At 64.5% G+C, this 16,257-nt stretch carries 10 protein-coding genes; 8 read left to right on the forward strand and 2 right to left on the reverse strand.

The genetic code is table 11. The annotated features are described in order from the left end of the window. Positions 1-83 precede the first annotated feature (83 nt). The 8 genes from glmS to ACIPY3_RS01595 all read left to right on the forward strand — a co-directional run bounded on the left by glmS (position 84) and on the right by ACIPY3_RS01595 (position 12,791). Positions 84-1,967, forward strand: a complete 1,884-nt coding sequence (glmS, locus tag ACIPY3_RS01560) for a glutamine--fructose-6-phosphate transaminase (isomerizing) (protein ID WP_400329197.1) — start codon at positions 84-86, stop codon at positions 1,965-1,967. Positions 1,968-1,971: 4 nt separating this feature from the next. Further along, entirely contained in the window at positions 1,972-2,319 is a 348-nt protein-coding gene (locus tag ACIPY3_RS01565; RefSeq protein WP_387435014.1) for a holo-ACP synthase, read from the forward strand. 18 nt (positions 2,320-2,337) lie between these two features. Beyond that, a complete protein-coding gene (locus tag ACIPY3_RS01570; RefSeq protein WP_400329201.1) occupies positions 2,338-3,915 on the forward strand; it encodes an NAD(P)H-hydrate dehydratase in 1,578 nt (525 codons plus the stop codon). Between the two features lie 69 nt (positions 3,916-3,984). After that, positions 3,985-6,297 (forward strand): glycogen debranching protein GlgX, encoded by a 2,313-nt coding sequence (gene glgX, locus ACIPY3_RS01575; RefSeq protein ID WP_400329204.1) that lies wholly within the window; start codon positions 3,985-3,987, stop codon positions 6,295-6,297. Next, entirely contained in the window at positions 6,294-8,606 is a 2,313-nt protein-coding gene (treY, locus tag ACIPY3_RS01580) for a malto-oligosyltrehalose synthase (protein WP_400329207.1), read from the forward strand. Before glgX ends, treY begins: the two co-directional genes overlap by 4 nt. A 48-nt stretch (positions 8,607-8,654) precedes the next feature. Continuing rightward, positions 8,655-10,418 (forward strand): malto-oligosyltrehalose trehalohydrolase, encoded by a 1,764-nt coding sequence (gene treZ / locus ACIPY3_RS01585; protein ID WP_400330584.1) that lies wholly within the window; start codon positions 8,655-8,657, stop codon positions 10,416-10,418. Between the two features lie 80 nt (positions 10,419-10,498). Further along, a complete protein-coding gene (mgrA, locus tag ACIPY3_RS01590) occupies positions 10,499-11,536 on the forward strand; it encodes an L-glyceraldehyde 3-phosphate reductase (protein ID WP_400329210.1) in 1,038 nt (345 codons plus the stop codon). A 169-nt stretch (positions 11,537-11,705) separates the two neighbouring features. After that, positions 11,706-12,791 (forward strand): inositol-3-phosphate synthase, encoded by a 1,086-nt coding sequence (locus ACIPY3_RS01595; protein WP_397325810.1) that lies wholly within the window; start codon positions 11,706-11,708, stop codon positions 12,789-12,791. 416 nt (positions 12,792-13,207) lie between these two features. Here the strand turns inward: ACIPY3_RS01595 and ACIPY3_RS01600 are convergent, their stop codons facing one another. Beyond that, on the reverse strand, positions 13,208-14,896 hold the full coding sequence (locus ACIPY3_RS01600) for a formate--tetrahydrofolate ligase (protein ID WP_400329213.1): 1,689 nt from the start codon (positions 14,894-14,896) through the stop codon (positions 13,208-13,210). A gap of 71 nt (positions 14,897-14,967) precedes the next feature. Continuing rightward, a complete protein-coding gene (mshA, locus tag ACIPY3_RS01605) occupies positions 14,968-16,212 on the reverse strand; it encodes a D-inositol-3-phosphate glycosyltransferase (protein ID WP_400329215.1) in 1,245 nt (414 codons plus the stop codon). Between the last annotated feature and the right edge of the window lie 45 nt (positions 16,213-16,257).

A 16,257-nucleotide genomic window follows, 5' to 3' on the forward strand; every position in this document is an offset into this window, starting at 1 on the left:
GTCGGTGATGCACGCCGCACCGGCGGGAAAGGAGGGGGGATGTCCCACGTCAGTTGTTTGACTGAGCCGGTAGGCTTGGACCCATGTGTGGAATCGTAGGCTATGTTGGCAATTCGTCTCGTAAGGCAGCTGGTCACAGCGCCCTTGACGTCGTTGTGGAGGGGCTGCGTCGTCTTGAGTACCGCGGCTACGACTCCGCCGGCGTCGCAGTAGTGGCTGACGGGACTATCTCGTCCCGGAAGAAGTCCGGAAAGCTGAGCAATCTGGTCAGCGAACTTGAAGCAAACCCGGTCCCGGAATCCCTGACCGGCATTGGCCACACCCGTTGGGCCACGCACGGTGGACCCACCGATGGCAACGCCCACCCGCACCTTTCCGACGGCGGGCGCCTCGCCTTGATCCACAACGGGATCATCGAAAACTTCGCAGAGCTCAAGCAGGAACTGCTGGCCAAGGGCGTCACCTTCTTGTCCGAAACCGACACCGAGGTTGCGGCCGCCCTTCTGGGTGACATCTTCCGCAACGAGCTCAACGGCGACGCCGGCAACCTCACCCAGGCGATGCGCCTGGCCTGCCAGCGCCTCGAAGGAGCCTTCACGCTCCTGGCCGTTCACGCCGACCAGCCTGACGTGGTTGTCGCTGCCCGCCGTAACTCCCCACTGGTTGTGGGTCTTGGCGAGGGCGAGAACTTCCTGGGCTCCGACGTCTCCGGTTTCATCGACTACACCCGCCGTGCGGTCGAGCTGGGCCAGGACCAGATCGTCACCATCACTGCCGACTCCGTGGAGATCACCGACTTCTTCGGCGCTCCCGCAGAGGGCAAGGAATACCACGTCGACTGGGATCCGGCTTCCGCCGAAAAGGGCGGCTTCAGCTCCTTCATGGAGAAGGAAATCCACGACCAGCCCGACGCCGTGGCCCAGACCCTCCTGGGTCGTTCGGACCTCAACGGCCAGCTGACCCTGGATGAACTCCGTATCGACCCGGAGCTGCTCAAGCAGGTCAACAAGATCATCGTCCTGGCCTGCGGTACGGCAGCCTACGCCGGCCTCGTAGCCAAGTACGCGATCGAGAACTGGTGCCGCATCCCCACCGAGGTGGAGCTCGCCCACGAGTTCCGCTACCGCGATCCGATCGTGGACGCCAACACGCTGGTGGTTTCCATCAGCCAGTCCGGCGAAACCATGGATACCCTCATGGCCGTCCGCTACGCACGTGAGCAGGGCGCCAAGACCATCTCCATCTGCAACACCAACGGCTCCACCATTCCGCGTGAATCCGACGCTGTGCTGTACACCCACGCCGGTCCGGAAATCGCCGTTGCCTCCACCAAAGCGTTCCTCGCGCAGATCACCGCCGCCTACCTGTTGGGCCTGTACCTGGCACAGCTGCGCGGCAACATCTTCAGCGGCCAGATCAAGGATGTCCTGGCGGACCTCGGCAAGATTCCTGCCAAGATCCAGCAGATCCTGGACACCGCTGGTCCACTGCGGGAACTCGCCCGCAGCATGAAGGACGAGAAGTCCGTGCTGTTCCTGGGCCGCCACGTTGGCTTCCCGGTGGCACTCGAGGGTGCCTTGAAGCTCAAGGAAATCGCGTACATCCACGCTGAAGGCTTCGCCGCCGGCGAGCTCAAGCACGGCCCGATCGCCTTGATCGACGACGGCCAGCCGGTCTTCGTGGTGGTTCCGTCTCCCCGCGGTCGCGACTCCCTGCACTCCAAGGTAGTCAGCAACATCCAGGAAGTCCGCGCACGTGGTGCCCGCACCCTGGTGATTGCCGAGGAAGGCGACGAGTCGGTCAAGGACTACGCAGAGCACGTGTTCTACGTTCCCGAGACCCCCACGCTCCTCATGCCGCTGCTCACCACGGTTCCGCTGCAGATCTTTGCCGCAGAGCTGGCCGGTGCCAAGGGCTACGACGTGGACCAGCCGCGTAACCTCGCCAAGAGCGTGACCGTAGAATAACCGCATGATTGTTGGCATTGGCGTAGACGTCGTAGACATCGAGCGGTTCGGGCGGCAGCTGGAACGGACCCCTGGCCTGAAGGAACGCTTGTTTGTTCCTGCCGAGCGGGAACTCAACACCCGGTCCCTGGCTGCCCGTTTCGCAGCGAAGGAAGCCGTGGCCAAGGTTCTGGGGGCCCCTGCCGGCATGAACTGGCAGGACTGCTGGATCGGCCTGGACGAGAACGGTCCCACCGTGCAGGTCAAAGGCACGGTCCTGGCGGTCGCCGAGGGCAAAGGCGTCAAGCGCTGGCACTTGTCCATCAGCCACGACGGGGGCATCGCTACGGCAACTGTCCTTGCCGAGGGCTAGAGCGGGCACAAAAGAATAATGATCAGCGCCTTCACCGGACAACAGATCAGGGATGCGGAAAAACCGTTCCTGGACTCCGGTGGGGGCGCTGTTCTCATGCAACGGGCCGCTTACGGGCTGGCGCAGGAAGTCGTCCGGGAGATACGCAAGCGCCGCCGGCTGGCCGGAGCCAGCGTCACCGTCCTGGTGGGCAAGGGCAACAACGGCGGTGACGGCCTCTTCGCCGCGGCCATGCTCGCGCGGCGTGGAATGCGTACGACGGCGGTACTCGCCTCGGACGGTGCCCACGCCGAGGGCTTGGCCTCGTTTGAGGCGGCTGGCGGCCGGGTGCTCAGGCTGGACCCAGGCAACGCCGAGGAGCTCGCGGTTTCCTGCGCAGGTGCCGACGTGCTGATCGACGCCCTCCTGGGAACAGGTGCCCGGGGTGGCTTGCGTGGAGCCGCAGCCGAGTTGGTTTCCCTGATCCAGGAACTTGGTCCCACTTGCGTTGTAGCCTGTGATGTCCCCAGTGGGCTGGACGCCAACACGGGCGAGGTCCACTGGCCGGTCCTGGAGGCCGACGTTACTGTCACCTTCGGGGGTATTAAGGCGGGGCTCGTGGTCGATCCCGGCGAAGGTTGCGCGGGACGGGTAGTCGTTGTGGAGATCGGCATCGAGGCCCCGCTGCGGTTGCTCCCTCCCGAAGTGCGCCGCCTGGCGGCATCCGATCTTGCACGCGTGCTTCCCAAACCGGAGCGGCGTTCGCAGAAGTACACGCGCGGCGTCCTAGGCGTGGTGGCGGGTTCATCCAGGTACGTCGGGGCCGCCGCGTTGTGCGTCCACGCTGCAGCCCTGTCAGGGGTGGGCATGGTCAGGTACCTGGGCCCCGAAGCCGCGGCCCGGCAGGTCCTCTCCGTTACTCCTGAAGCATTATGGGAAGCCGGGGAACCAGGGCGGGTCCAGGCCTGGCTCGTAGGGCCGGGCGTCGACGGCGACGAGCAGCGAGACCGTGTCAAGAACGCGATGACGGCGGCGCTTGGGGCTGGAACGCCGATGATCGTCGATGCCGGCGCCTTGTCCCTGCTGCCGCAGAAGTGCCCTGCAAACTGGATCCTGACCCCTCACGCCGGCGAACTGGCCACGCTCCTGGCCGCGTTGCCTGCCACCGGCGAGGTGGCCGTCACCCGCGATGACGTGGAAGCACGTCCACTGCACTTTGTCCGCCAGGCCGCCGAACTCACCGGAGCCACAGTGCTCCTGAAGGGTGCCAGCACACTGGTGGCGTCGCCGTCGGGCGTTGTCTTCAGCCAGTCCGAAGGCACGCCGTGGATGGCAACCGCGGGGAGTGGTGACGTGCTGGCGGGCATCCTGGGCGCCTTGGCGGCCCAATCCACGGATGCGTTGACTGACGACGACGGCGCCTACGCCGCCCTTGGACTTGAATGGGACGATCGATGGGCTGCCGTGGCTGCCGTGGCGGCAAGCGTCCATGGCCGCGCAGGCTCTGCCGCGTCACAGGAATTCGATGGAGGACCCCTTACTGCCTCTGCGATCAAGAACGCGGTACCCCGCGTTCTTGGTTCGCTGTACGCGGAATGCGACCGAACAAGACCATAAGGTTACTGTCCGTGTCATAGGTCATGAGTAGGCTTGCAGCAGTTGTTCGCATCACCCAGAGGAGAACGCATGGAAGTCTGGCCTGGATCGGCTTATCCGCTCGGTGCCACCTTTGACGGTACCGGCACAAACTTTGCGCTGTTCAGCGAAAAGGCAGAAAAGGTAGAGCTGTGCCTCTTCGACGACGACGGTGAGGAAGTCCGCGTCGAACTCAAGGAAGTGGACGGCTACGTCTGGCACTGTTACCTGCCCCAGGTACAGCCCGGACAGAAATATGGCTATCGCGTGCACGGTCCCTACGACCCCGACTCGGGCCAGCGCTTCAACGCCAACAAGCTGCTGTTGGACCCGTACGCGAAAGCAATCCACCGGCAAATCGACTGGGACCCGTCCCTCTTCGCCTACAACCTGGGAGACCCGGAATCCCGCAACGATGAAGACTCCGCGCCGCACATGATGCTGGGCGTGGTCATCAATCCGTTCTTCGATTGGGACGGCGACAAGCTCTTGCGGATTCCGTACCACAAGTCGGTGATCTACGAGGCCCACGTCAAGGGACTCACCCAGTTGCACCCCGAGATTCCCGAAGAGCAGCGCGGTACCTATGCCGGCGTCGCGCATCCCGCCGTGATTTCCCACTTGCAGAAGCTGGGCATCACCGCGATCGAGCTCATGCCCGTGCACCAGTTCGTCAATGACGGCATCCTGCAGGACAAGGGCCTGAACAACTACTGGGGCTACAACACCATCGGCTTTTTCGCCCCGCACAACAGCTACAGTTCCAAGGGCGATACCGGCCAGCAGGTGCAGGACTTCAAGGCCATGGTTCGCTCCCTTCACAACGCCGGTATCGAAGTGATCCTGGACGTCGTCTACAACCACACCGCGGAAGGCAACCACCTGGGTCCCACGCTGTCCTTCAAGGGCATCGACAACTCCGCCTACTACCGCCTGGTGGAAGACGACCAGAAGTACTACATGGACTACACCGGAACGGGTAACTCCCTGAACGTCCGCAGCCCGCACTCCCTGCAGCTCCTTATGGACTCCCTCCGGTACTGGGTCACCGAGATGCACGTTGACGGCTTCCGCTTCGACCTCGCATCCACGCTGGCCCGCGAGTTCTATGACGTGGACAAGCTTTCCAGCTTCTTCGAACTCATCCAGCAGGACCCGGTGGTCTCGCAGGTCAAGCTCATCGCCGAGCCGTGGGACGTCGGTCCCGGCGGATACCAGGTGGGTAACTTCCCGCCTCAGTGGACGGAATGGAACGGCAAGTACCGGGACACCGTCCGCGACTTCTGGCGCGGCGAACCCTCCACGCTCGGCGAATTCGCCTCCCGCCTCACGGGATCCGCGGACCTTTACGAGCACTCCGGCCGCCGGCCCGTCGCCTCCATCAACTTCGTCACGGCCCATGACGGCTTCACGCTCGCGGACCTGGTGTCCTACAACGAGAAGCACAACGAGGCCAACGGCGAGGACAACAACGACGGCGAATCCCACAACCGCTCGTGGAACTGCGGCGTGGAGGGACCCACAGACGATCCCACGGTCATGGGCCTCCGCGCACGCCAGCAGCGCAACTTCATTGCCTCGCTCTTCCTGTCCCAAGGCGTGCCCATGCTCCTGCACGGCGACGAGCTGGGCCGGACCCAACAGGGCAACAACAACGGGTACTGCCAGGACTCCGAGATCACGTGGATCAACTGGGAGAACGTCGATCAGCCACTGATCGAGTTCACCGCGGCAGTGAGCGCGCTTCGCGCCAAGCACCCCAGCCTGCGCCGCAGCCGCTTCTTCGATGGCCGGCCAGCGGTCCGTGGCGAGGGTGAGCGTCTCCCGGACATCGTGTGGCTCGACGCCGACGCGAGCACCATGACGCCCGAGGACTGGGACACCGCCCTGGGGCGCTCCGTTGGCGTGTTCCTCAACGGGGACGGCATCCGCGGCCGGGACCACCAGGGCCGCCGGATCACCGACGTGAACTTCCTGCTGTACTTCAACGCGGACCAGGAGGAAGTGGGCTTCCGCATTCCGTCGGACGAGTACGCCCCGGCGTGGGACGTCATGATCGATACCGGCGGTGAAGGCGCCGATGCCGGCGTGGTCAAGGCGGACCAGATCCTGATGGTCGCCGGTAAGTCCCTCGTGGTGCTCCGCGCCCATACGGCTCCGGAGATCGAGCCGGACCACTCTGTCGCTGCATCGCTGGCCGCTCTGACCCACACCAGCACGCCGGAAACCGCGTCCATGACGGCGCCGGTTGTGACGTCGCTGCCCTTGGAGTACAAGGACGACGACGCCGGGGCCGAGGCTGCCGGCGATGACGCCGCCGACGCTGCTCCCGACAACGCAGAAGCCAAGGAGGAGAAGGCGTGAAGACTCCTGTCTCCACCTACCGGCTCCAGATCCGCCCCGGGTTCACCCTGCAGGAGGCCGCCGGGCTCACAGAATATCTCCATCGGCTGGGCGTGGATTGGGTCTACCTTTCACCCATCCTGACCGCCGAAGAAGGCTCGGACCACGGTTACGACGTCACCGATCCATCCTCGGTGGATCCCTCCCGCGGAGGCGAGGAGGGCCTGGCGGTTCTGTCCAAGGCGGCGCACGGGCTGGGCCTTGGGGTCCTGGCGGACATTGTGCCGAACCACATGGGTGTAGCCACCCCCCGGCAGAACGCCTGGTGGTGGAACCTCCTTAAAGAAGGGCGTTCATCCAAGTACGCCGAAGCTTTCGACGTCGACTGGGACTTTGGCAGAGGAAAGATCCGCGTCCCGGTCCTGGGCAGCGATGACGATCTTGACCAGCTGACGGTGGCGGACGGCGAGCTGCACTACTACGACCACCGCTTCCCGCTGGCGGATGGAACCTACAGCGAGGGCGACGATCCCCGCGAGGTGCACGACCGGCAGCACTACGAACTCGTGGGGTGGCGTCGGGCGGATGCCGAGCTGAACTACCGGCGTTTCTTCGCGGTCAATAGTCTGGCGGGCGTCCGCGTTGAGGTTCCCTGGGTCTTCGACGAATCCCATCAGGAGATCGTGCGCTGGTTCCGCGAGGGCCTGGTCGATGGCCTCAGGATTGACCACCCGGACGGCCTCGCCGATCCCGAGGGGTACCTGGCCAGGCTGCGTGAGGCAACGGGCGGCGCCTACCTGCTGGTGGAGAAAATCCTGGAACCGGGGGAGAAGCTCCCGGAAACCTTCCAGTGCGAGGGCACCACCGGCTACGACGCGCTCGCCGACGTGGACCGCCTGTTCGTGGACCCAGCGGCAGAACCCTTCCTGGACGATCTCGATGCCCGGCTGCGGGCCGAGCCGGAACCGGCCGACTATCAGGCCATGATCCACGGAACCAAGCGGCGAATCGCCGATGGCATCCTCCGCTCCGAGGTCCTTCGCTTGTCCCGGCTGGTTGCAGAGACGCCGGCACTGCCCCGCCTTGAAGTGGCCGATGCCTTGGCTGAGATCATCTGCTGGTTCCCGATCTACCGGACCTACCTGCCGTACAGCCAAGAGGTACTGGAGGAAGCGGTGCACCACGCCGCACGGCACCGCCCGGAGCTCAAGGGTGTCCTCGATGCCCTGCTCCCGCTTCTCACGGACACGTCGGGAGAACTGGCCCGCAGGTTCCAGCAGACCTCGGGCATGGTGATGGCCAAGGGCGTGGAGGACACCGCGTTCTTCAGGTACACCCGCTTGGGCACGTTGACGGAAGTGGGCGCCGACCCCACGGAATTCGCCATTTCCACCGAGGTGTTCCACGAACGCATGGCCCGTCGCCAGGCCGAGCTTCCGTTGTCCATGACCACGCTCAGCACCCACGACACCAAGCGCAGCGAGGATGCCCGTGCCCGCATCTCCGTCATCTCGGAGTCGGTGCCGGAATGGGAGCTCTTCCTGGGAACCGTGCAGGAGCGGGTCACCATCCCGGACGGTCCGCTGGCCGCGCTGGTGTGGCAGGCGATTGCCGGGGCATGGCCCGCCGACCGCAGCCGGCTGCAGTCGTACGCGCTCAAGGCAGCACGCGAGGCGGGCAATTCCACCAACTGGACCGATCCGGACCTGGACTTCGAACGCCACGTGGCTGCCGCCGTCGACTCCGTCTTTGACGATCCCGAAGTGGAAGCCGCACTGGACAACTTCGTCGCCGAACTGGAGCCCTACGGAACGTCCAACTCGCTGTCCGCCAAGCTCATCCAGCTGACCATGCCCGGCGTCCCGGATGTCTACCAAGGCACCGAGTTCCGGGACGGTTCGCTGACCGACCCGGACAACAGGCGGCCCGTGGATTTCGACGCCAGGATCGCGGCGTTGGCCGAACTCGATTCCGGTGCCAAGCCGGAGTACACCGAAGAAGAGGCCAAGCTGTTGGTGGTTTCCCGCGCTCTTCGCCTGCGCCGTGATCACCCCGAGCTGTTTGGCGGCTACCGTCCCGTCCAGGCCACTGGGGAAGCGGCCGGACACGTAGTTGCGTTTGACCGCGGGCCGGAGGGACGCGGGGTCCTGACCGTGGCTACGCGCCTGCCCAAGCGTTTGGCAAGCGACGGCGGCTGGCGGGATACGGCCATCGAGATTCCTGTGGACAGTCGCGATGAACTGACGGGGAATGCCTACCCTGCAGGACCGTTGCAGCTCGGCACCCTCCTGGAGCAGTACCCGGTGGCCCTTTTGGTCCCCGTCGACTGACGATCCGACGAACACAGGCAACGCACGCTGACAAACACAGGGAGCATGATGTTGGAGCACGCTGGAGAAGGACTTTTTGATGTCTGGGCACCGAACGCCGCTTCGGTGACGCTGCTTGCGGATGGCCGCGAGTACCCCATGGAGCAAAACCACGACGCCGGAGCACGGGGTTGGTGGCGCGCCCCGGCTGACGTCGTGGCCGGTGACGGCGCGAGTTACGGCTACAAAGTTGATGGCGAAGGTCCGTTCCCGGATCCGCGGTCCCGGCGGCAGCCCGACGGCGTCCACGGATTGTCGGCGACGTTCGACGCCACTGTCCACGAGTGGCAGGACCAGGCGTGGAAAGGCCGTGGGCTCAAGGGTGCCCTCATTTACGAGATGCACTTGGGTACCTTCACTCCCGAGGGGACGCTGGAAGCTGCTGCCGGGAAACTGGATTACCTGGTGGAATTGGGCGTCGACTTCATTGAACTCCTGCCGGTGAATGCCTTCAACGGCGTCCACAATTGGGGCTACGACGGCGTGCTGTGGTACGCGGTCCACGAAGCCTATGGGGGCCCGGCAGCCTACCAACGGTTTGTTGATGCCGCCCACCAGGCCGGGCTTGGCGTGATCCAGGACGTGGTCTACAACCACCTCGGCCCGAGCGGCAACTACCTCCCCAAGTTCGGGCCGTACCTGAAGTCCGGAGAGGGGAACACGTGGGGCGACTCCGTTAACCTTGACGGCCAGGACTCCGATGGGGTCCGCCGGTACATCCTGGAGAACGCAGCCATGTGGCTGCGCGACTACCACGTTGATGGCCTTCGCCTGGACGCGGTCCACGCACTCCGCGACGAACGCGCCGTGCACATCCTGGAAGACTTCGGGGCCTTGGGGGACCGCATCGAAGCAGAGACCGGCATTCCGAGGACGCTGATCGCGGAATCGGACCTGAACAACCCGCGGCTCATCTATCCCCGGAAGGACAACGGCTACGGCCTCGCGGGGCAGTGGAGCGATGACTTCCACCACGCGCTCCATGTAAACCTGAGCGGAGAAACCACCGGGTACTACGGGGATTTCGACTCCCTCGCCGTCCTGTCCAAGGTCCTTGAGCACGGCTTCCTGCACGACGGAAGCTATTCCAGCTTCCGTGGACGCCATCATGGCCGGCCCATCCGGCATGACCTGGCGCACCCGTCCGCGTTGGTGGTCTGCCTGCAGAACCATGACCAGATCGGGAACCGGGCCATCGGGGACCGGCTCACGGAGACGTTGTCCGACGGGAAGCTGGCCATCGGTGCCGTCCTCACCATGACCTCGCCGTTCACGCCCATGCTCTTCATGGGCGAGGAATTCGCCGCCTCCACACCCTGGCAGTTCTTCACCTCCCACCCGGAGCCAGACCTGGGGAAGGCCACGGCGGAAGGGCGGATCAAGGAATTCGAACGCATGGGCTGGGATCCCGCGGTGGTTCCCGATCCCCAGGACCCGGAAACCTTCCTGCGCTCCAAGCTGAAGTGGGAGGAGGCCGGGGAAGGCAGGCATGCACGGCTGCTGGGGCTCTACCGGGAATTAGCACAGTTGCGCCGCGAAAACCCGGAACTGGTGGACGGTGGATTCTCCGAGACAGCCGTGGAGTTCGACGAAGACGAGCACTGGCTTCAGTTTTCGCGCGGTGGGGTACGGGTGGTCTGCAACTTTGGCGCAGAGGCCTTGGAAACCCCGGTGGAGGGATCCTTGCTCCTGTCCACCGACCACGAAGCAGCCCTGAACGAAGGCAAGCTCACCCTTCCCGGTGAGAGCGCCGCCGTCGTTCGCGTCAACTAAGCGGTACCGAAGTGAGGTGACGGCGCCCACATAGCGGACGGCGCCGTCACCACTCCCGGCGCGGTGGCAGGATGGTACGTATGACTTATTCGGCTGCGGAAAACCGCTACGAAACCATGCCCTACCGCCGCGTCGGACGCAGTGGCCTGAAGCTCCCCGCCATTTCGCTGGGCCTCTGGCACAACTTCGGTGACGACAAGCGGTTCGACGAACAGCGCGCCATCCTGCGCCGGGCGTTCGACCTGGGCGTCAACCACTTCGATCTCGCCAACAACTACGGCCCACCGGACGGATCCGCCGAAACGAACTTCGGCCGGCACCTGAAGGATGACTTCAAGCCCTACCGTGACGAACTCGTCATTTCCACCAAGGCCGGCTACTACATGTGGCCCGGCCCTTACGGTGAGTGGGGCTCCCGGAAGTATCTCATTTCCAGCCTGGACCAGTCGCTGCAGCGCATGGGCCTGGAGTACGTGGATATCTTCTACAGCCACCGTCCGGACCCAGAGACGCCGCTGGAAGAAACCATGGGCGCCCTGGACTACGCAGTCCGCTCGGGCAAGGCCCTGTACGCCGGCATCTCCTCCTACACCCCGGAGCAGACCTTGGAAGCGGCCCGGATCCTGAAGGAACTCGGCACCCCCTTGCTCATCCACCAGCCCAGTTACTCCATGCTGAACCGCTGGACCGAAGATGGCTCGCCCAACCTTTACGAAGCCCTGGACCAGGTGGGCGCAGGCTCCATCGCCTTCTCGCCGCTCGCCCAGGGCATGCTGACCAACCGCTACCTCAACGGAGTCCCCGCGGACTCCCGGGCGGCCAAGGAGCGTTTCCTGTCCGAGGCCTCCTTGACGGAAGACAGGTTGAACCGGGTGCGGGGCCTGAACGCGATCGCCGAAGGACGCGGGCAGTCCCTGGCGCAGATGGCGATTGCCTGGATCCTCCGCGACCAGCCCAAGGGTTCGCCGGTCACGTCTGCGCTGGTGGGGGCATCCAGCGTCACCCAGCTCGAAGACACCTTGGGCGCGCTCAACAACCTTTCCTTCACGGAAGAGGAGCTCACCGCGATCGACGAATTCGCCGTGGAATCGGACATCAACCGCTGGGCACAAAAATAGCCTCAAGCAACTGACACATTCGGAGAGGGGCCAGCCGGGAATAACGGCAGCCCCTCTCCTGTTGGTTAGAATGCAAAAGTATGCGCCGAATGGCGCCGTGCCTATCAGCCGCTCTCCGGGCTCAGCCGAAGCAGCGCATGGCACCTGAGGTTTTTTCCAAAGGAGTTCCGTGTCTTCACATCCGATTCGTGTTGCCATTGTCGGCGTAGGTAACTGCGCCGCGTCGTTGGTCCAAGGTGTCGAGTACTACCGCGATGCCGACCCGAAGTCCACGATCCCGGGTCTGATGCACGTTGAGTTCGGCCCGTACCACGTCAACGATGTCGAGTTCGTTGCCGCTTTCGACGTGGACAGCAAAAAGGTTGGGTTGGACCTCGCGGACGCCATCGGCGCCAGCGAGAACAACACCATCAAGATCGCCGACGTTCCCGCCACCGGCGTGAAGGTCCAGCGCGGCCACACCCTGGACGGCTTGGGCCGCTACTACCGCGAGACGATCGTTGAGGCTCCCGAAGAAGCCGTCGACGTCGTTGCCGCCTTGCGCGAAGCCAAAGCCGATGTCATGGTTTGCTACCTGCCCGTCGGTTCGGACCAGGCCGCCAAGTTCTACGCCCAGTGCGCCATCGACGCCGGCGTGGCCTTTGTCAACGCCCTGCCGGTGTTCATTGCCGGTACGAAGGAGTGGGCCGACAAGTTCACCGCTGCCGGACTCCCGATTGTTGGCGACGACATCAAGAGCCAGATCGGTGCAACCATCACGCACCGCGTCATGGCCAAGCTCTTCGAAGACCGCGGCGTCACCCTGGACCGCACGTACCAGCTCAACGTGGGCGGCAACATGGACTTCAAGAACATGCTTGAGCGCGATCGCCTGGAATCGAAGAAGATCTCCAAGACGCAGGCCGTGACCTCCAACGTCGAGGCCGAGCTCCACGCAGACGACGTCCACATTGGCCCGTCGGACTACGTTGCCTGGCTTGATGACCGCAAGTGGGCCTTCGTCCGCCTCGAGGGCCGCAACTTCGGCGACGCTCCCGTGTCGCTCGAGTACAAGCTGGAGGTCTGGGACTCCCCGAACTCCGCCGGCGTGATCATCGACGCCATCCGCGCCGCCAAGATCGGCCTGGACCGCGGCATCGGCGGCCCGCTGCTCTCGGCGTCGAGCTACTTCATGAAGTCCCCGCCGGAGCAGTTCAACGATGATATTGCCCGCGAGAAGGTTGAAGCCTTCATCCGCGGCGACATCGAGCGCTAAGCTTCACGCGCCGCCCACTGAAACGGCCCTCCCGGATTGCTTCCGGGAGGGCCGTTGCGTTGCAAACCCTCTCTCACCGAATCCCCCCTTTCCGGCTGACGCTCTCTCACCGAATCCACCCTTTCCGGCCGACGCTCTCTCACCGAATCCCCCCTTCTCAGCTGACGCTCTCTCACCGAGTCACCCCTTCTCTGCTGACGCTCTCTCACCACGGTGAGAGAGGGTTCGCCGAATGGGGTGGTTTGGTGAGAGAGGGTTCGCCGAATGGGGTGGTTTGGTGAGAGGGGGTTCGCCGAATGGGGTGGTTTGGTGAGAGGGGGTTCGCCGAATGGGGTGGTTTGGTGAGAGGGGGTTCGCCGAATGGGGCGGTTTGGTGAGAGGGGGTTCGCCGAATGGGGCGGTTTGGTGAGAGAGGGTCAGAAGAGGCCTTGGGGGTTGCCGTCGGGGCCAACGTCCATCCGCATGGCCGCAGGCTCCTTGGGCAGTCCCGGCATGGTCATGACGGCTCCGGTCAGCGCCACTATGAAGCCCGCGCCGGTCTTGGGAATCAGTTCCCGGACATGGACGCGGAAGCCCTTGGGCGCGCCCAGCTGCGAGGCATCGTCGGTGAACGAGTATTGGGTCTTGGCCATGCAGACCGGCAGCCCGCTCCACCCGTTCTTTTCGATGTCGGAAAGCCTCTTCAGCGCGGGTACGGAGAACTCGACGCCGTCGGCCCCGTAGATCTCCTGGACGATGGTCCGGATCTTGTCCTCCACCGACATCTCCAGCGGGTACAGATGGTGGAAATTCGACGGCGACTCCAGCGCTGCCGCCACCATCGCGGCGAGCTCGTCCCCGCCGTCGCCTCCGCCACCCCGGCCCCACACATCAGCGACGGCGGCCTGCACGCCTTCCGCGGCGCACCACGCAAGCAGCCAATCGATCTCTTCCGGAGTGTCGGTGCTGAACTTGTTGATGGCCACCACGGGTGAGATCCCGAATTTGGCCACATTGCCCACATGCCGCTTCAGGTTCTCGACGCCTGCGGCCAAGGCTTCGACGTTGGGAACCTTGAGGTCCTCCTTGGGTACGCCGCCCTGCATCTTGAGCGCGCGGATGGTAGCCACCACCACGACGGAGGATGGGGACACGTCGGCGATCCGGGACTTGATGTCCATGTATTTCTCGGCGCCGAGGTCCGCGCCGAAGCCTGCCTCCGTGACCACGATGTCCGCCAATTGCCGGGCGGTGCTCGTGGCGATCAGCGAATTGCAGCCGTGGGCGATGTTGGCAAACGGGCCGCCATGAACCAGGGCGGGAGTCCCTGCGATGGTCTGCACCAGATTCGGTTTGATGGCGTCCTTCAGCAGCAGGGTGAGGGCCCCTTCCACGCCCAGGTCCGCGACCGTGACGGGTTTCCGGTCGAAGGTATAGCCGAAGGTGATCCGGCCCAGCCTTGTCCGGAGGTCGTCCAGGTCCGTGGCGAGGCAGAAGACCGCCATGATTTCGGAGGCGACGGTGATGTCGAAGCCGTCCTGCCGGGGCACGCCCTGCGCCGGCCCGCCGAGGCCAATGACGACGTCCCGGAGCGCGCGGTCGTTCATGTCCAGCACGCGTTTGAAGGTCATGCGGCGGGGATCGATCCCGAGCTCGTTGCCTTGGAAGATGTGGTTGTCCACCAACGCCATCAGCGCGTTGTTGGCTGAGGTGATCGCATGGAAGTCGCCGGTGAAATGCAGGTTGATGTCGTCCATGGGCAGCACTTGGGAGTAGCCGCCTCCCGTCGCCCCGCCCTTCATGCCCAGGATGGGTCCCAGGGAAGGCTCACGCAATGCGATCATCACCTTGTGCCCGGCCCGCGCGAGCGAGTCCGCCAAGCCCACAGTGGTGGTGGATTTGCCTTCGCCTGCCGGGGTAGGGGACATGGCCGAGACGAGGACTACCTTTCCGGCTGGCTTCGCGGCAGGGAGGTTGAGCAGCGCCGGATTGATCTTGGCCTTGTAGGGTCCGTAGAGCTCCAGTGCATCCAGGTTGATGCCCGCTTGTTCGGCGATTTCCTCGATGGGCCTGATCCGGGCGCGCTTGGCGATCTCCAGATCTGACAGGACGTTGTTTTCAGACATCGTTGTCCTTCGACTCGGTGCTTACGCTGTGCGCGTCAATCTACCAGCCGGCACGCCCTCACCAACGGATGTCAGCGCCCGGGAACCAGCAACCCGGAGACGGCCTCGCGGTAGCTCTCCAAAGTGATGGCGGCAGTGCGTTGCCAACCGAAGGACTCGGCGTGGGTTGCCGCCGCCCGGCCCATGTCCTCCCGGGTCCGGATATCGTCGTACAGGTCTTCCAGGGCATCGGCCCAGTCGGAAGGATCGTGCCCGTCCACCAGAATGCCGGTCCGGCCATCGGAGACGGCACGGGACAATCCGCCAACGTTGGTGGCTACCACCGGGGTACCGCACGCCTGTGCTTCCAAGGCCACCAGCCCGAAGGATTCACTGAAGGAAGGCATCACCACGACGTCCGCTGAACGGAACCAGCCGGCCAGCTCCGGTGCCACAACCGGCGGCCGGTGTGTGACGACGTCGTTCAATCCGGCCTCTTCGATGTAGTGCTGCAGGTCGAAATCCTTGGCGCCGCTGAGCGAACCAAGGACAGTCAGCTCAAGGTCGATGTCCGGGCGACGCTGCCTCAACAATCCGGCAGCCTTGACGAACACCTGTGGCCCCTTGAGGCGTTGGATCCGGCCGGCGAAAACCAGGTGGAAGCTGTCCGGCCGCACCTCCCGTTCCCTGCGGGACTTGCGCCGGAACGAGGGCGTGAAGACGCGCAGGTCCACGCCGGGAGGTGCCACATCGATGCGGTCCATGTCCGCGCCATAGTGCGAAACCAGCTCCTCGGCCTCGGCGGGCGTGTTGGCGATGAGCCGGGTGGCGCCGTCGACAATCCGCTGCTCGCCCTCTTCCCGGCGCCGGGGTTCGGGCCGTTCGCCGGATTCCAGCACCAGGTTCTTGACCTTGGCCATGGTGTGCATGGTGTGGACCAGCGGAACACCCCACAGCTGGGACAACTCCAAACCCGCAACCCCTGACACCCAGTAATGCGAATGGACGGCGTCATAGCGGCCGTGCGGTTGTTGTTGCCGGATCCGGTCGATCTCCTCCACCATCTGGTGCAGCAACGCGGGCAGTTCTTCCTTGGGCAGTTTGCGGCGCGGACCGGCCATGACGTTGTGGACGCAGACGTTCGGACCGGGGTGTTCGACGGCGGGCTGCCCGGCTCTGGTGGCACGGGTGAAGATCTCCACCTCCACCCCGGTTTCTGCCAAGGCCATGGCCAACGCACGCACGTAGACGTTCATGCCACCGGCATCCCCGGCCCCCGGCTGCTCCATGGGGGAGGTGTGCAAGGACAGGAACGCGACCCGACGGATCAATGTCACGGTTGATTCCTGCCCTTCATCGCAAAACCGGCTTTCCCTGCAGAA

The sequence above is a fragment of the Paenarthrobacter sp. NPDC089714 genome (genome assembly GCF_044748905.1).
Taxonomy (GTDB): Bacteria; Actinomycetota; Actinomycetes; order Actinomycetales; family Micrococcaceae; genus Arthrobacter.